At 32.5% G+C, this 18,194-nt stretch carries 16 protein-coding genes; 11 read left to right on the top strand and 5 right to left on the bottom strand.

The window, feature by feature from the left end; all coding sequences use genetic code 11:
• Positions 1 to 33 precede the first annotated feature (33 nt).
• On the bottom strand, positions 34 to 576 hold the full coding sequence (locus BMW37_RS12365; protein WP_093321663.1) for a transposase: 543 nt from the start codon (positions 574 to 576) through the stop codon (positions 34 to 36).
• 780 nt (positions 577 to 1,356) lie between these two features.
• On the opposite strand from BMW37_RS12365, the gene BMW37_RS12360 reads away from it, so the two are divergent.
• From BMW37_RS12360 to acuI, 6 genes are all read left to right on the top strand, one after another.
• The gene (locus BMW37_RS12360; protein ID WP_093321659.1) at positions 1,357 to 1,716 is read left to right on the top strand and encodes an immunity 8 family protein; all 360 of its coding nucleotides are present in this window, start codon (positions 1,357 to 1,359) and stop codon (positions 1,714 to 1,716) included.
• Entirely contained in the window at positions 1,691 to 1,882 is a 192-nt protein-coding gene (locus BMW37_RS15620; RefSeq protein ID WP_245711069.1) for a hypothetical protein, read from the top strand. Before BMW37_RS12360 ends, BMW37_RS15620 begins: the two co-directional genes overlap by 26 nt.
• A 152-nt stretch (positions 1,883 to 2,034) precedes the next feature.
• Entirely contained in the window at positions 2,035 to 2,388 is a 354-nt protein-coding gene (locus BMW37_RS12350) for an immunity 8 family protein (RefSeq protein ID WP_093321656.1), read from the top strand.
• Between the two features lie 127 nt (positions 2,389 to 2,515).
• The gene (locus tag BMW37_RS12345) at positions 2,516 to 2,716 is read left to right on the top strand and encodes a hypothetical protein (RefSeq protein ID WP_093321653.1); all 201 of its coding nucleotides are present in this window, start codon (positions 2,516 to 2,518) and stop codon (positions 2,714 to 2,716) included.
• Positions 2,717 to 2,868: 152 nt separating this feature from the next.
• Positions 2,869 to 3,336, top strand: coding sequence for a tetratricopeptide repeat protein (locus BMW37_RS12340; RefSeq protein ID WP_093321650.1), 468 nt, complete (start codon positions 2,869 to 2,871; stop codon positions 3,334 to 3,336).
• Between the two features lie 1,262 nt (positions 3,337 to 4,598).
• On the top strand, positions 4,599 to 5,585 hold the full coding sequence (gene acuI / locus BMW37_RS12335; protein ID WP_093321648.1) for an acrylyl-CoA reductase (NADPH): 987 nt from the start codon (positions 4,599 to 4,601) through the stop codon (positions 5,583 to 5,585).
• 204 nt (positions 5,586 to 5,789) lie between these two features.
• On the opposite strand, the gene BMW37_RS12330 is transcribed toward acuI, so the two are convergent.
• From BMW37_RS12330 to BMW37_RS12320, 3 genes are all read right to left on the bottom strand, one after another.
• Positions 5,790 to 7,676, bottom strand: a complete 1,887-nt coding sequence (locus BMW37_RS12330; protein ID WP_143047653.1) for a hypothetical protein — start codon at positions 7,674 to 7,676, stop codon at positions 5,790 to 5,792.
• Positions 7,677 to 7,782: 106 nt separating this feature from the next.
• Positions 7,783 to 9,390, bottom strand: a complete 1,608-nt coding sequence (locus BMW37_RS12325) for a hypothetical protein (protein WP_143047652.1) — start codon at positions 9,388 to 9,390, stop codon at positions 7,783 to 7,785.
• Between the two features lie 702 nt (positions 9,391 to 10,092).
• Complete coding sequence (locus BMW37_RS12320; protein ID WP_093321640.1) at positions 10,093 to 10,755, bottom strand: NAD(P)H-dependent oxidoreductase; 663 nt, start codon at positions 10,753 to 10,755, stop codon at positions 10,093 to 10,095.
• 343 nt (positions 10,756 to 11,098) lie between these two features.
• On the opposite strand from BMW37_RS12320, the gene BMW37_RS12315 reads away from it, so the two are divergent.
• A complete protein-coding gene (locus BMW37_RS12315; RefSeq protein ID WP_177168665.1) occupies positions 11,099 to 11,512 on the top strand; it encodes a DUF2628 domain-containing protein in 414 nt (137 codons plus the stop codon).
• A gap of 357 nt (positions 11,513 to 11,869) precedes the next feature.
• Here the strand turns inward: BMW37_RS12315 and BMW37_RS12310 are convergent, their stop codons facing one another.
• Positions 11,870 to 12,778 (bottom strand): PhzF family phenazine biosynthesis protein, encoded by a 909-nt coding sequence (locus BMW37_RS12310; RefSeq protein ID WP_093321635.1) that lies wholly within the window; start codon positions 12,776 to 12,778, stop codon positions 11,870 to 11,872.
• A 500-nt stretch (positions 12,779 to 13,278) separates the two neighbouring features.
• Between BMW37_RS12310 and BMW37_RS12305 the strand changes: the two genes are divergently transcribed.
• The 4 genes from BMW37_RS12305 (at position 13,279) to BMW37_RS12290 (ending at position 18,191) form a co-directional block, all read left to right on the top strand.
• Positions 13,279 to 13,929 (top strand): VWA domain-containing protein, encoded by a 651-nt coding sequence (locus BMW37_RS12305; RefSeq protein ID WP_093321632.1) that lies wholly within the window; start codon positions 13,279 to 13,281, stop codon positions 13,927 to 13,929.
• A gap of 75 nt (positions 13,930 to 14,004) precedes the next feature.
• Positions 14,005 to 15,051, top strand: coding sequence for a TerY-C metal binding domain-containing protein (locus BMW37_RS12300; protein WP_093321630.1), 1,047 nt, complete (start codon positions 14,005 to 14,007; stop codon positions 15,049 to 15,051).
• A 65-nt stretch (positions 15,052 to 15,116) separates the two neighbouring features.
• Complete coding sequence (locus BMW37_RS12295; protein ID WP_093321628.1) at positions 15,117 to 16,637, top strand: PP2C family serine/threonine-protein phosphatase; 1,521 nt, start codon at positions 15,117 to 15,119, stop codon at positions 16,635 to 16,637.
• Between the two features lie 42 nt (positions 16,638 to 16,679).
• A complete protein-coding gene (locus BMW37_RS12290; protein WP_093321625.1) occupies positions 16,680 to 18,191 on the top strand; it encodes a helix-hairpin-helix domain-containing protein in 1,512 nt (503 codons plus the stop codon).
• Positions 18,192 to 18,194 lie beyond the last annotated feature (3 nt).

Raw genomic sequence — 18,194 nt, 5'->3', positions numbered from 1 at the left:
TGTTTATAGCCATTTGGCGGTCTTCACAGGTGATTAATCTTCCTGCGTTTCCCCCCAAATGGCTTTGGCCTTTTTTGAGAGTACCAATAACGCAGCTGTTTCAGATAAGGCTCGGTCTTTACGGTCAAGTTCTTTCTTGTAGTGGCTGATTTCTTTATCTTTTTCAGCTAATTTATGGCTCTCAGCAATCACATTCATTTCTTTCATGGCAAGTGCTTCTACACATTCACTCAAGAGCGACTTAACCATGGCAATATCATACCCATTTTCTCTGCAGTATCTTGCTAATTCTGCTTCATTTAATGTCGATGTAGCAATGATGATATTGAGTTTTTTCTGCGCTTCAGTCAGCTTATTAACAGGGATCGATGATTTAGTTTTATTGCTTGTATTTTTATGGGCTTTTTTATTTTTCATAATGTTATCATTCGATCCTGATTTAATCTCTGCTTGCCATTTGTAAAGCGTGCTTGTTGAGATATTATAGTGTTGGGCTAATGCGGTGATGCTTGTATAATCACCATCCAATAATTTTGTCAAAATTGTTTCTTTGAATTCTACGGTAAATTTACTCATTTGTCTGTCCTTATCATGATTAAGTTATCAGTGGACAGGTAGTATGACATAGGGGGAAATGAGTACTATTCTGATGAAAATTATCTAAAAATCATATCAAATCATAAATTATGGATAAAAAAAGAATTAACTGAATTAGGAATTTAATTTAGTCCCACTAACAAGCGGAGATATTTTATTGCTTTTTAGATCTAGATAGTGCTAGTGACGCTACTTAAGGTACAATATATTGCCGCACTAGATCGCTATAATCAACAACGCACATCAATCATTAGATTCCATCATTGATAAAGATAAATAACCATCAAGATTAGATGAAAAGCAACTGATGACAGATATTAGTAATCAGCTTACTAACTAAAGCTTATCTCAGCAAATAATTACCTGATGATTTCGGGCTAAAAGTAAGCCACCTTAATAATTAAGAAGTGCCATATCGTACACAGGAAAGTACGCGACCAGATTTGTACAGCCTTCAAATATGTATTGAAGTAAAAAATTATGATTTGAACTTGAATGTCAATGGGTTATTTTTTTGCTAGTACGAAGGGATATGCGGATCGCTTAGGACAAATATGGGTGGGTGATGGAGCTAGATTAGTAGGAGATCAAAAAAGGATGTCCAGGGTGTTTAGTTAATGCTGATGGTCTTCGAATCAACAGATCTCCAGCTTACAAACGAAATACCCCCCCAAATTTAAATCCTACCGGAGTCCAGGCCAATTTTGTTCATCTCGATAATGGAAAATTTGTAAGTAACGGACATATGGAGATAATAAAATGAAAGCAATACTAAATAGCATGTGGGTTGATACATCCAAATTTACGTTAGAAGATTATCAACCTGAAGAAAAAAATTGTTTTATATTATTCGTAAATTTAAATATAGGTCCTGCAAATGAAACCGGTTCGGATTATTTTTCAATACAAATATGTACCCCTGAATGGCTTTGTAAGAACCATTGGACGGCTGAACTTATGCGCCATACATTACTGGTGCGTCAATATGATTTAGAAGAAATAAAGAATGTTATCACCAACTATATTGATCTATGTGACGGTGAAAATTGGATGGAAATAGCTCAAAAACTTTCTCGCGTTTTTGCTTGGGAGTTTGAGGATTATTCACCTTACGAATAATAAAGATTTAGACAACATAGCCAAACAAGACCCAAAATTAGAGCCAGTTATAAATGGTAGTAACGGAAAGCTGAATTATGGTGTGGGTTCTGGAACTAAAGAAGAGGCAGATCGTCCTGGTGCAATTTGGGTAGGTGATGGAGCTAGATTACTTAGTGATGGCTAGGGACAAATAAGTGCTGATGGTACACGTATATATCGTTATCCAACATCTAAGCCTAATGCACCACAAAATTTGAATCCGACAGGAATTCAAGCTAATTTTAAAACATTAAAAAATGGGAAGCCAATAGGCAAGGGTCATATGGGAATAACTAAATGAAAGCAAAACTTAAATCTTTAGGTGTTACTTCAGCCCAATTCACACCAGAAACGTATCAACCTAATAAAATCAGTTGTTTTGGCTTATGGTTTCGATTATGTGTCGGTCCTGAAGACCAAATAGGCGGTCATGATTTTCATGTGTTAATCTGTACCCCTGAATGGCTTTGTAAGAACCATTGGGAACCTGAATTGATACAGCATATGTTATTGGTTCGTAAATATGATCTGGATGAAATAACGGAAACCATCAACAAATGTATTGAAAATTGTACTTGTGATACTTGGATTGAAACAGCTCAGAAACTATCAAGGTACTTTGCTTGGGAATATGAGGATTATCAGCCATAAATTTATTTTAATGGCTGGATTACAAAGATAAAAGAAGTGAAGATGCTAGTTGATGTAATAGGCTTCTTCCACCTACAAGGATAAGATTAAACCACAAGATTATCTTTGTATTTATAAGAAGAGATAAATGAAAAAGTTTAAACGAATCGATATTAATTTGGCTAAAAATGCTTTTCAAGTGTATACCTTTGAACATGCTGAAATAAAATTGATAAACAAAAAATTAAGTCGAGCTGAAAGTTGGTATCAAGTAATAAGCGCAACTGAATTAACATGGAAAATGTCATTTTCAGATTGTTTAGTAGACCCTGTAAATAATTCTATCTAACATGACCTATTGCTGCTATATAGATTGCTTTGTAAGTAATATAACAGTCTAATCGAATGATTATGATATATAATTATAATGGAATATTAGTTGGTACTACTTAATATCTGTAGATATCTAGTATAGGCATTAAAACGTAAAAAAGGTTTATCATGGTAACGATCATAAAAAAAATTATTCTCTCAAGTTTTTTACTTTGCCCTTTTTTGAGTGTTTCTGCAAATATAAGCGATAAAACACTAACAGGATTAAATGGAATTGCGGCGCAAAGAAATGCTGAAACTTTAAATGAATTAGGGCATATTTATACAATAGGTTTAAAAGGTGAAGAGATTGATAAACAAGAAGGATTTGATTTTTTATTACACGAGATCAAGTTAATCCATGCTGAAACGCAATATGCATTAGGTTTATATTATTCAGAACACAATGATTATAAGAGTGCTGTGCATTATACTCAGCTTGCCGCTGCACAAGAACATGCAAATGCGCTATTCAATTTAGGGATTTTTTATCTAAGAGGGTTGGGAGTACAAAGTGATCCATGGAAAGCACGTGAATATTTTATCCTCGCATGTGAACAAAAAGATTTTTCAATCTGCTATGATATTATGCCGTAACCTTAAAAAGATATACTGCAAATTAACCATCATAATAAAATGAGAGGTAATAAATAATTAGCATCATTAATACGTGATCCTAACGTAAATTGCATTTTTATTTTTGAACTAATTTCATAATGTCTCGGATGTATTCACTTACTTCAATAGGGTGCAATCCTTAAAACCTATACAGGTTATTTGGGTTTATGGTGCAGGTAATGCATTCACAGAACTGTTTATTCCGGGCTCATATCGTAACCGCCTGTAATCATCCCAAATAGATACCATCAGAAAATTCTATGCAGATAAATTTATCGTTTACCTTTTTAAAATAATGATACAACTATGCCAGCATCATGTATTTCTCCTTGAACCCGACATTGAGTTTTTAAAGCTAAAATTTTTCCTGTAGGTATCACGGCTTTATTAAAGCGATTGAGACGCTTAGAATTAAATTCATTAGCTGTTAAATGATAGTTATCCCGAACAAGCTGTTTAAATATCTAAAAGTCTCATAGTAACTAAGTCAAATTTATCATTACATTATAAATCTATTTGTCCAAAACCAAATTGATTGACCCGTTGGCTTATCTTGCTATTAACCTTATTTATAAGTTGTTAGCTAGTGGCATTTTCCAGATTCATTGTGAGAAGAGCATTACTTTGCTGTTTTGTTCTGCAACCCATTAAATGGTAAAAGGGGAATTAACACTGGCAACATAGTCTATTTTATAAATTTCACATTTGCAGGATAAATTGAATAGGGTGGTAAACTCAATTTTTAATTAACTAACTGATAAATTTATAAAATTCTCTTTAGGAATGTGTAACCCCAATATGTATTAGGTAAAAGCTAAACTGATATACTGACTATAGTGTGAAATATAAGTACATGGATTCGTGTCATATTTTCTGTATGCCGCATTTTACGTTTATGATATATCTCAAAAAATGCTAATATAAATTTAAACAAATAGCCAATTAAGCATAATCTATGTTTGATCTCAGTACTGATTTAGATAAAATCGAAAGGCAGAGAATGATGTAAAGTAAGGAAATAATAAGATGAGTTCAAAATATGATTGAAATACTTGTAAAAATGTACTTGTATTGCGTGCATAAAAATATTGTTATCATCCCGAAAAGAAGATACTTGTAGATGAATAAAACATCTAGGACATTAAAAGCATCTAAGCAGTGTTAGCTATTTTCAAAATGTTGTTGCACTAGCTATTTTAATAGCTTGTAAGTTAGGCACATCCCAAAAAAGGAACAAGTTTATGGCGTTTAAAGCATTACTTTCATCTCAAGTTGAAGGTTTAATTGAAAACAAAATTGTGCTCTTAGAGGAGGAACAACTAATGCAGGGTGATGTTACTGTCTCGATAGAGTACTCAACAGTAAATTATAAAGATGCGCTAGCACTTACAGGTAGATCACCTATTATTCGTTCATTTCCAATGATACCAGGTATAGATTTCGCAGGCACTGTAATTCAAACATCACATTCAAAATTTAATATTGGGGATAAAGTAATTGCTAATGGATTTGAGCTAAGCCAGACACATTATGGTGGATTTGCTCAAAAAGCTAGGGTAAATGGTGACTGGTTAATTAAGATCCCATCGAAGTTTTCTACAAAAGATGCTATGGCAATTGGTACTGCAGGTTACACAGCCATGCTAGCAATTTTAGCGCTTGAACATGGTCATGTTAGTCCAAATAGTGGAGATATATTAGTAACAGGAGCAAGTGGCGGGGCAGGTTCTATAGCTATTGCTTTGCTTACAGAATTAGGATTCCGAGTTATTGCATCAACAGGACGAATGGAAGAAACGACTTACCTTAAAAAATTAGGTGCAGTAGAAGTTATTAATCGGCAAACTTTAAGTCAGCCAGGGGCACCAATTTCTAAACCACGATTTGCAGGGGTAATTGATTCGGTTGGTAGTCATACGTTAGCAAATGCTATTGCTCAAACTAATTATGGTGGTGTTATTGCAGCATTTGGATTGGCTCAGGGAATGGATTTGCCTTCCAGTGTATTGCCATTCATTCTGCGAAATGTCACACTATCTGGCATAGATTCTGTTAATGCACCAATCGCAATAAGAGAAAAAGCATGGGCTAGATTAGCACAGGATTTAGATCTCAATAAATTAGCGTTAACGACTAAAACAATCGGATTATCAGAGGTCACTACAATTGCCCCTGAGATTTTAAATGGTCAGATTCGAGGAAGAACTGTTGTTGATGTTAATTTATAGATAGCGCGGGCATTGTATTGAAAAGTTATTTGAAAAATTGACCCTAAACCCTCACCTAATCGTGCTGGGATATAAAGGCGAAAACTTAGGGTTTCTTGAGATTGTACTTACGATCTAAGTTTTTCTATTGTTGAACCTTAAGCATTACAAGCGAAATAGGATTGTGACCAAAGCACACCACTTATGTGATAGTCATTATAGGTTCTACTGCTCCAAAGTCTCACATACATCATTAAACATTGAAATTGAATCGTAACTAATCAATGTATAAAATGGATTGTCAAAGGTTCGAAAATCTTCCATTAGGGTTTTATTGTACTGGTTTAGTTCTTCATAGTCAGATACTACTTCGAGCTTATTTTGTTTGCAATCTGCAAGCTCAGCACTATCAAGTGCAGTCGCTACGCCTTTATCATTAATTTGAACAAATATTGTTTTTTGTAACATTCGATCTTTAAGTTTTGGGGTAAGATTCGTTATTGCATAAATCACTCTATTTGGATTTTGGTTATCTATTGTCAGTTTGTGAATAGTACATTTTGATTCTAATGGTGTTTCTGGGAATTTTGGATGATACTGACAAAAATCCAAATAAAAATATTCTTGTATATATTGACGAAGCGCTTGCATAGTTTTGTTATCAATAACCGTATCTTTTGGGAATACATCTATGTCTTTAAAGATATCATTTTTATAATATTCAACTAGTGATAACTCATCTTCTAAACGTTCATATATCGCTTCATTCCCCTCATATTGATTTTGATTGAGTTTATTTTCCAGTAAATCAATATCTTTATAACCAGCTGCTTTAGCTTTATCTAAAATCGTAGCATAGGCTTCTTTTCCTTCCTTGCCCAATTCAACTGTGAGTAGTCGATAATCAAAAAATTTTATTTCTGTTTTACCCGTTAATAGCCTTTCAACGTGATAGTTAGCAATAAAACTATTAAGGGTATAAAAGGGATTCATTAACAAGTACAACACTATAACAATACTAAGCGAGCCAATAATATTCACTATTTCAATTTTTTTGATTATTACAAGTTGCCTTAACCACATGATATTTTGGTTTGAATTTTTGGCTTGAAAAGAATTTAAAGCATGTGATTGAGAATTTTGATAGCGATCAATAAGTTTATTAGGTTTTATTAATAAGCTAAATAAAAAAATGATTGCATATGGTATCGTAAATATGGCTGTAAGTACTGTTAAAGTTAATCTTGCAATTGCAGCGTGGTCAAGAAAAAGAAATGTTTCACTTTGAAAAATTAGTACAATTTGTATAAATGAGAATAGGGCCATGCAAAACACAGCTGAACAAAATAATAGCTTCAAACTGGTTTTATTTGCGAAGTTATTATCTGAAGTAATTCTATTTAAGCTTGCTTGTGCTGTTATCAAGATTGTTATAGTTAGTAATTGCCAACTAATCACACTAGCATCTGAATAGTCTAGGTTGGGTGAAATCAAGTATGTCAATAGTAGTAATGTAAGAACAGCACAAGAAATAATTAATATAATTCGCATAGTAAAAAATTGAAAGGATAGTAATTTCAATATGATAATATTCTTTACTGTTGTAGATAGAATGATAATGCATAAAATTAATACACCTAAAAAAATCTGTATATTAGTAATGTTAGTTTCTGTATCTTTGATTAAAACACTAAGACCCAGTGAAATAATTGGAATTAAGAATAATGCAGATAATTTAAATACTGCTATTTGAATATAATTTTGCCAAGCAATAAAAGCTAGTTCTGTATAATTTTTAAAGGGGTTTAAGTTACGTACCCAAAGTTGACCATAGGGTAAAAGAATCATGTTGATCACTAAAAAACCAAGAGCGAGTAACACATAGTTAATATATGATGTGCTTTCTATCAGTATTCTGTGCCAAAATAATGACGAGCCAAGTAACGCTATAAGTGACGCTGTCACAAATACTTTTAAGTATGGGATTAATTTATTTTGCTCTATAACCTGAGGAATTAAAAAAAATGCATTAGAAATAAATACGATAACTGCAAGTCTGATAAGCGCTAAGTATGAATACCCTGATTGTAGAGTGTAATAATTAACAATCAATGGTTCTAAAATAAACCATAACCCTACAAAACAAGTCAGCGCAGCCAAAATGCATTTTAGCCTCTGAAAATTGAACTCATTATCCATATTTAGAAATGTTTGCACATTATTCATGATTGACCTCTATCGCATCTGATACGTCTGGTTTTTTATCGCTAATAGCAAAAATCTTGCCGCCGATCTCAACAAGTTTGAATTGCGATTGAATAAATCTAAAATGTTTTGATATGAGGCGTTCATAAGCTTCAGGTGTTTTAATTGGGTTCTTGTCATCTACTCTATAGGCTACTGAGTCATCATATAGTTGCGTGATATGAGATATCTCAAATTTTTGTATTTCTTTAGTTTGTTTATTAACAATTAAGTATAGTGAAGGTTGCGCTGTTTGATAAGCATTTTCATATCCATAAATAGCATAAACAGTAAATGATTTGTCTAACTTGTTAGGATGAATACTCTGTATGAAACAAGTTGGCTTATCAACTAGCCAAATTTTCCCTTGATTCATTTCTAAATAATCAGATTTTTGTTTCATACAGTACAAATCAGTTTGTGTTGTTAGGTACTCTGCAATTTTCTGATAGATATCTTTAGGTAAATGAGCATTGTTTGGATAAAGCCTTAAACTATCTAGTTGATAATTTTCATGAGTTTTTAAGTTCTTATTATCAATGATAGTACTTTGGGAATGTACAACAAAAGCGTTATTCTTGATTACAGGGTTATTTTTAAGTGCTTCATAATTTAAGCTAGTTTTGGCATGATAGTCGTTTAGTGTATAAGATGCCAAATTATTAAGTGCATCAATTCCCTCTTGGCCAGTTTGAAACTGAAATAAGTCATAATCAATTTTAATTTCTGTTTTAGCATCAACAATACGATCAACTTGGCTTACCACAACTGCTGTATTAACTAGGTTTGGTATAATCGCTAAAAGATATAATAAAATACTTAAACAGATAAGGTAAAAAAGATTAAGTTTAAATAAGCACTCTTTAAATAAAATTCCCTTATGATGAGGGGACTGTGTACTAGCAGATGTTCGTAATTGTATTATATTTTGTCTAATAATCGCAAAGCTATTTAGAACAGTTGGAAAAAAAATTGAATAGCAAACTAGCATAAACCAAAAACTTGTTTTTGTTAAACCATTAATGGCATAGTATGAGCTAAATAGCCAAGTTAATGAGAAAAAACTAACTGGCAATAATAAAAAAATGAATTGGCATATACGTTGATTTATACTACGCTTCAATGAATTGTGATAAGTAGGTATTGGCGTCAGGACTATTCCCAACAAGATTAAAGCATAAAAAGTGTAAAGATAAAACTCTAAAGAAATAGGTAATGTTAATTGTGCATTATGAAAATCTTTTGCAATACTGATGATTACAATATTAAAAAAAACAATTATAAAAGCTATTAATAATGAGAGATAGGCACTAAGACGTGATTGAAATAACATTTTGGTTTTTATTAAGTTTTTTTCTTGATGAAAATACTCAAAGCTATAACTAACAAAAATAAAAACCATGATCATTAACACATTAGAACTTATTAGTTGTCCTAGTGTGGCTATTAATAAAACTAAATAAGCTGAAATACCGATGAAAATCCCAACTGAAACAGACAATGAAATAAGTTGTACTTGATGTCGCCATAATATACTAAATCGACTTTTAGTCCTCTTAAATGCCATCCCAACAGATTGCAAAATACCCCAAAAAAGACCTATGAAATAAAGCAAAGGATAATTTGTATTGTATGAGGCCTGGGGATTTATGATGTCAACAATAGTTATACTTACAAATATAAAGACTGGGATAATTAGATGAAATAAAAATGAGATATTACGGCGATACAAGGGGGCACAAGCACAATAACTAATCAATACTAAACACACAGATATATGGAAAAGTGAAATTAAGTGACTAAAGTTTAAAATCCTTAATAAAGCTTCGACTGCGAAATATAATAAACCACATATTAATCCTGGTAAGATTGAATTAAAGGAAATAGTTGATTTAAAATTAGTTATTTGATTCATAGATAAACCTGGTTAAAAATTGTTTGTTCATCCATGAAACTACATAGTTTCGTCAATATAAATTACACTTGACTATTTTATTAGTATTTTTATAGTGTACTTGATTTACTTACATTAATCTACTCTCTTCTTATCATGCAATTAAACGGAAGAAAAGCATAGTTTAAAGTAGTTTGGCAGATATTAGTTGATATGAAATAAAGCGGCTATTTAATTGCTATGATCAAAGTAAGATTGCTAATTTTTAAAAAATTATAAATTTAATTCTGTGTATTTTTGAAAATTAGACTACATTACTCATGGTAATGTTTTAAATTAATGAGTAAGTAGCCCGAAAATATAGATTATAATTAATTTTATAACAATGAGTTATTCAAATTTAGCTGGTTTAGTCAACGGTATTATCTCAAGCGAATTATCATTTATAGCTTTGAAGTAAGATGATGCTTCATTTTGGACTCTAATGCGCTGAGCGTCAAGGTAAGTATCATTATCTTCTAGCTGAATTTTATCCCAAATAATACCCCAAAGCGTACTATCACCATAAATTATCCCAGGTTGCCTATAGTTCATTTGACCAATATTTGCACCTAATCTAAAAGGCAGGAGTGTTTCTTCTACACTATAATGATTAAATCCACCACGCATATGATCCTCATACGTAGCTCCAAGAGTTGTAAGTAAATAGAGATTTTTATTTTTTAATGCCATTTTACCAGACTGAGAATAACTCCATTCATAAGTAAATAATTGGTCTAAGAATTTTTTTAGTATATGCGGTACACTATACCAATGGTACGGGAAGACCAATACAATACTAGAATATTTTTCAACCTCTACTTGTATATTGGGTATATCAAATGGAGTCAAGATAGTAATTTCGTTTTCAGTATCCTCATCTTTGAGTTGATGTTCACTTAACTTCCATATTTTATCTTGAGGCCTTATGTTAAGTCTGAGCGTTTCTAAAATTGCTTTGTTCATAAAGCTTTCATCTAGATTTGGATGTCCAAATATATATAAACTTCCCATGCTAAATCTCCTTAATTAAATCAATTTATTCGTAAATTAATCATTTCTAAAATCAAAACTAAGTATTTTTTAATTTTCATAAGGTAGCAAAATATTGCACTAGAGTGGTATGGATTTTACTTAAACTTTACGTTTAGTCAGCAACAAAAAAGAAGGTTGAAAAATTAAGTCTCAAATTTATCACGCAGATAAATATAATAACTATTACATATCAATAATTTAACATGAAACAAATAACCTACCACAAAAAAGTATACTTTGTCTATGCATATTCAGTTGAATGAATTTGAACACTTTTATATTTTTCATTATAATAATTGCCTACATTTATAAGGTTAACAAAATGAAATATTCTAATTTGTGGCAATTGAGATTTGATTTTTACAATACGCATGGTTTGCCAACCAGCAAAAATTATACAAATGCATTTAAAGGCTTGACATTTTTTGATAGATTTTGGATGAATATGAATATTGGCGCTTTTTTTTTGAGTTTTATCTATTTCATATTCATAGGCAGACCTAAACAGGCTTTGACAATTTTTTTAACTCATCTACTTATTGTCATCATATATTATTTTGCTATCATACTATTTCAGGGAATTTTAACATATGAAGTAGTTAAGATGATTGGGATAGGTTTGAACATTTGTTTAGGATTTCTTTTTGCTCAAGCTGCAAATGTATCATATTATATGAAAGAAATTAAAGGAGAACCTGATAACTTTAACCCATTTAAACATATTAAATTTTTCTAGTGCTTATACTCTTATAAGTAATGAAAATTAGCAATCCTTCTTATCAGGAATAGTACTTATTATAATAAAGATCTCTTAAATTAATCCACTTAAAAAAATTCATCGGTTATTTACTAAATCACTAATTACAATTAGTTAATCTGTTTTGTAAAAGACAGATTAAATTAAATTTATGATATATTCGAGTAAATTCGCCTCAGCAATTGATCATTTCATTTCAAAAATTCAGATTATGTTAGATGATTTATAGTAAAACGCACTCGCAAATTCATAATTCGAAAATTACCATTTCTTAGATAATCACCTACTTTTTTTACCTCTTGTCTATCTCTTGCCATTATTTTTGTGATGACTTATTTATTTGAAAAAATATCTCCCTTCAGCCACTTTAATTGCACTTCCACCAACAAAAATCTGAACTTCTTTGTCGTTACTTACCTGAAGTGATAAGTTGCACGTTCGACCATATTTTACACCCTGAGTAACTTTTGCGTTAATCGGTGATGAAAAACCATTTTTGAATAACCAATAGCCTAAATTAGCACATGCCGATCCTGTACCAGGATCTTCGCCTGCAGCATCTGTAGCGGATAAAAACAGAAATCGGGAATAAATAGATAGCGCACCATTTGAATCTATGTCCAAAGAAAATAAATAAGCAGTTTTACGACCGTTTTTGTTAGTAGGCCATATATCTGTAGCGTTTATGTTAATTATCACTTCATCTACTAATTTCTTTGAGGCTAGAGGTACTATTAACTGTTCACTTCCGGTGTTAACATAGGCTGGTTCTCCAGCAAACTCATCGATATTAAATAGTTTTTTTAAATTATCCAACTCAAAAGGCACTAATTTTTCATAGCTCAATGGATAGTCGGGAGTTTTCAAAGTCCAATAATTTGTATCGATATCATAATTGACAGTTACTATCCCTGATTGGCAAAGAAAGTTAATCTCATCTTTATCATTTAAAAGTTGTGAAGCGACAACTGAGGAACCTATAACAGGATGACCAGCAAAAGGTAATTCGTATGAAGGTGTGAAAATACGCATTGAATAATCGATCGTCACTGGTTGTAAATTGCTAGAAGTAGCTTCTTGCTTAAATGGAGTTAAAAATACGGTTTCGGACAGATTAAATTGTTTAGCTAACTTTTGCATTGTATTTTGGTCTAAATCAACTGAAGATTCAAAAACGCACAGTGGATTGCCTGAAAAATCATCTTGTGTGAAAACATTAAGAATTTGGTAGCGATAATGTCTCATAAATTACCTATTGTAATACTCTTAAAACGAGCAATTTGAATGCTATAGCTGTGAGTATGATAAATAAAACTAGCTTGCATTTAGATTATAAGAATTAACATTTTAGTTTACTAAATGTATCTGAATTAATCACTTGAATTCACATGACATATTACTACATTGATACACCTCGTACAATTATTGTGATTTTAAAAGTCATTTAGCTTGACCTCAATGAATTTTTTAACTAAAAATTGTCACGTTCGCTGTAAGCGTATTATTTCAAATGTATTATTAATCAGTTAGCACTAAGAAATATGTTATGAAAACATGTTAAGTGTAAGAAATTAACAAACGTAGCGTAATTATTATGAAGAATTTATTACAGACATTAGGATGAAATTTACTCATTTTAACTGGCATTATTTCACATTTTAGTAAATATAAATTGTAATAACGAATGAAGCTTATTAATATAAAGTAAAATCCATTAAACTATTTTAATATTAAGAGGAAATGTAATGAGTCGTAGATTATTAACTTATATTTGTATTGATACATCGGGTTCAATGACTGGAGAGCCTATTGAAGCTGTTAATAGTGGATTGCAATCACTTATGTCAGCATTACGATCAAATCCTTATGCATTAGATTCAGTTCATCTTTCTATTACAACGTTCGATTCGACTATCAAGACTGTGCTACCTATGACGCCTTTAGTTGATGTAGTTATGCCACATATTACGTGCCCAGCAACAGGAGCGACTTTAATTGGTGAAGCGCTTGAATCAATTTATGAACAAGCTACTCGGGATGTGGTTAAAGCATCAGATGAGCAAAAAGGGGATTGGAAACCTATTTTAGTGATTTTGACAGATGGTAAACCTACCGATGTGTTGGCGTTTTCTGAAATAATTCCAAGAATTAAATCTGTTGGTTTTTCAAGAATTATTGCTTGTGCTGCAGGACCTAAAGCAGATAGTCAACAACTTAAACGAATTACAGATGATGTTGTTAGTTTAGACACCATGGACGCAGCAAGTTTTAACAAGTTTTTTGAATGGGTTTCAGCAACATTTGCACAAAGCAGCCAAACTGTGGGTTCTGCTGAACCAAATAACAATAACAATTCGTTACCCCCACCACCTCCTGAAATTAATATTGTGTTTTAATCTTGTTTTTCAATTTAATAATCGGTGTCCAGTGTGGCACCAATTTTTTATAGACTCTATTTTAAGGAATGTAAAATGAGAAGATTACCGATATTTATTGTCGCAGATGTGTCAGAAAGCATGGCCGGTGAAGCAATCATGCAGCTACAAGATGGTATTGAGCTACTTGTAAGGACTTTAAGAAGTGACCCTTATGCATTAGAAACTGCATATGTTTCAGTGATTGCTTTTGCTGGACAAGCTAAAACTTTATCTCCACTTGTAGAATTGCCATCCTTTTTTCCGCCGCGTTTACCTGTAGGATCGGGTACCGCTCTTGGAAATGTGTTAGAGCATTTAATGCATGAAATTGATACACAAATAATCAGAACAACCGCAGAAAAAAAAGGTGACTTTAAACCATTAGTTTTTTTAATGACTGATGGTCGAAGTACTGATGACCCAAGTGAAGCGATAAAAAAATGGACACGTTTTTATGATACCAAAGTTAACTTAGTTGTTATTGGCCTTGGTCCTTATGCTAATTTAGAACAATTAGTCATGATATCGCCTCATATCTTGCGGTTTGAAGGAAGTGATGAACAAAGTTTCAAAAAGTTTATTAACTGGATTAGCTCCAGTGTTAGCGCACAAAGTCGAAGTGTTAGTGCAAGTGAAACGACTGGTGTAAGTTTAGCCAAGCCGGATGATGAAATATTGAGTAAAGTTGACTTGAATAAAAATGCTGTCGGTCAAGATGAGGATTTTGCGCTACTTGTTGGTAAATGCCAAAAACGTAAACTCCCTTATCTTATGCGTTTTGAACGAGAAAAACAACATATACAAACTAGTAATTTTAATTTGAATATTGGTAAATACCATATCACATCAGTAATTCCATTAACAAAAGAGTTCGATGAATTATCAGCTGAAGGTGAATATTCACAGACAATTAATAGTGATTATCTTGTAGGTAATCCAAGTTGTCCTCATTGTGGTGCTATGTTTGCACTTGCTACTTGTGCATGTGGACAAATATTTTGCATCCAAGGTGAGGGCGTGGCACATTGCCCTGGATGTGATAGAGATATAAATATGGGTTACAGCGATGAAAGCTTTGATATAAATCGTTCCCGTGGATAATTTTTTTGATTTAAATTACCATTACCCTATTGATATATAGGGTAATATTTCACAAGGAAAACATAATGGCAATTTATGGAAAGCCTGCATCAGAAGAAAAAAAAGAGTTAGAAAACTCTTCAGTACTTACATTTAATACTAAACGAATCACTCCAGATTTTCGTTTGCTTAATGGAAAACAAAACGAACCCTATTGTCAGGAACTGATTTTTGATACTGAAAACTATTTAATTGAAATTATAGATATAAATGTGACAAGTTGTGCAGGGCTTGCATTTGATGCTGACTCTCTTAAAGTTATGGGTTCGCCTTTGCATAATGGTGAGTTCGATATAGTGGTTACTTATTATGATAAAAATGATGGTTTCTACGAAAACGGGCCTCTTGAAAATTCAGTTATTGATAATCAAAATAATGCATCAATAGAACAAGAAAGTGCACACTCTGAATCTATTTTATCGGATACTGATCTTTATAAAACCTCCGTTATTAAACTATATATTAATCCTGATCCAAGAAACTTATGGCAAAACTTACCTAGCAATCCTGCTGATGATTATTATAAACCAGATACGGTGACTAAGCTGTTTAAAGTTTTAGATTCGGATAAGAGTAAAAATTTTGTCAAAACCTTGCTTGCTGCAAGAATTAGAGGCCGTTCACATGCACATAATGGAACGTGTTGTGATGATGATTTTTTTATTAATCGTTTGCAAAATAATTGGCATCTTACCGTTGTAGCAGATGGCGCTGGAAGTGCTCTTTTTTCACGTAAGGGATCTGCACTTGCGACTTATGAAGCCGGTTGTTCTCTGACGGATAAACTTGAAAAGTCTAGCTATAGTAATCGTCTAGAGATGGTTGTAACTAATTTTATCAAACAATTATCTTTAAATGCTAAAACAGAATATGGTGAGGAAAATACAAATACAGCCTATTGGCATTCTAAAGAATTTGAAAATGAATTTAGCTCGACTTCAAACGACGAAGCAAAATTAAGTGGCAAATTAACCCTTGAGCATAATTTACTTCTTGATGAAGTGATTGAGCTCGTCGGTGGAGCAGCAAAAGCTGCGATTGCTTCGCATGAAAGATTTATTACTACCCCAGAAGCTAAAATTAACAATATCACTCTACAAGATCTTTCTACTACACTTATGATAGTGATTTCTAAATATATTGAAGGTAGGTGGTTTATAGCATCATTTAGTGTAGGTGATGGGGTTATTGGTGTATTTAGCGAAGGACAGGGACTGCAAATATTAAGCAGTCAGGATGGAGGTGAGTTTGCAGGCCAAACTCACTTCTTAACCGAAGAACATATTTTGCCAGAGTCTTTACGTTTAAGATGTCAGTATATGTTTATTGAAGAATATACTGCTATTTTAGCAATGACTGATGGCGTATCAGATCCTATTTTTGAAACAGATAACATGATTTATGATTTATCTAAGTGGGAATCATTCTGGAGTGAGATTCAGGCAAATGTCTTAAATCAAGCTGAATTGGAATTTGCTTTAGCAAAATACCTTAATTTTTGGTCTAAAGGGCATCATGATGATAGAACTTTAGCCTTACAATTTTAATTAATCTTATTAAAAAAATATAGATATCAAGCAGGAGTTCTGATGAGTAATACTCAAGCCCAAATTATTACTTTAACCGCTTCAGATGGCTCAACGATTCGATTTTATGACGAAGTTCGTGCGCAAGGTGCAGTAAAAGATGTAATGTTTAGCCCAGATAAAGAATATGTAATTGCTTTTTTTCGTGATAAAGCGGATGAGGATACACGAGAAAGATTACTTGAAATTACAGGGCGCTATAGAGAAAACATATTTAATCAAATAGGTGGTGAATATCTTAAAAACGTTTACTGCTGGCCTACAGCTGTTGTTGAATATAACCAACGCCTAGGAGTAGTTGTGCCTTTTTACAGAGACTGTTTTTTCTTCAAGCATGGTTCAAAAAATAATGACATGCTTGGTATTATTAATAAAGAGAAAATTGGAAAGTGGTTCGCATCACCGAAACTTAGACAAAAATTCTTAGACCCGAAAGAGCTCGGTAACTGGATGTCCTATTTGAAAATATCATTAATGCTATCTAGGGCTATCAGACGCATGCACATGGCGGGATTGAGTCATTCAGATTTAGGTTATAATAACTGTTTAATCGATCCGATTACAGGTCAAGCTTGTTTAATCGATATAGATGGTTTAGTTGTACCAGGTAAGCATCCGCCTAGTGTTATAGGAACTCCTGATTTTATTGCTCCAGAAGTTGTAAAAACAGCGCATCTTAATAAAGATGATCCTAATAAGAAATTTCCCTCAAGAATGACTGATTTACATGCCCTAGCGGTGATGATTTATCTTAATTTATTGTATCGTCATCCACTTAGAGGCGATAAAGTGCACGATGCTTATGATGCGGAAAAAGATGAATCATTAATGATGGGCGAAAATGCTTGCTTTATCGAAAATGTTAATGATACAAGTAATCGTGTTAACCCAGATCATGCCGATGATTATGATTTACCTTGGAAAGATACCAATAAAATTCCGTATACAGTCACAGGCCCCTATTTATCTAAGTTATTTGAACAAGCATTTATAGATGGTTTGCATGATCCTCTTAAGCGGCCTTCTGCTGATGAATGGGAAACTGCTCTTATTAAATCAATCGATCTCTTACAGCCATGCCATAATGATACATGTACGCAAAAGTGGTACTTATTCGATAATTCAACAAGCCCCAAATGTCCTTTTTGTGGCACTCCACATAAAGGTAAACTCCCTATACTAAACCTATATTCGTCACACGCTGAAGGTAAATATTTACCAGATAATCATAGAATTATGGTTTACAGTGAACAATCATTATATAGATGGCATGAAAATAGGCTTATTTTTCCAAACGAAAAATTAACTGCATCGGATACAAAACGTATTGGTTACTTTATTTATCATGAAAATGATTGGTACCTAGTAAATGAGGGGTTAACAAAACTTAAAAATATTACACACCAGAAAGATATTGCAATTGGTGAACATATCAAGTTAGAAGATGGTTTACAGCTTTTATTATCCCCAGAAAATGGGGGAAGGTTAGTCGTAATTCAAATGGCAGGGGAATAATTG

The organism is Thorsellia anophelis DSM 18579 (genome assembly GCF_900111395.1).
Classification (GTDB): domain Bacteria; phylum Pseudomonadota; class Gammaproteobacteria; order Enterobacterales; family Thorselliaceae; genus Thorsellia; species Thorsellia anophelis.
The sequence above is the reverse complement of the archived record's forward strand: the minus strand, read 5'-3'. Positions and strand labels throughout refer to the sequence as shown.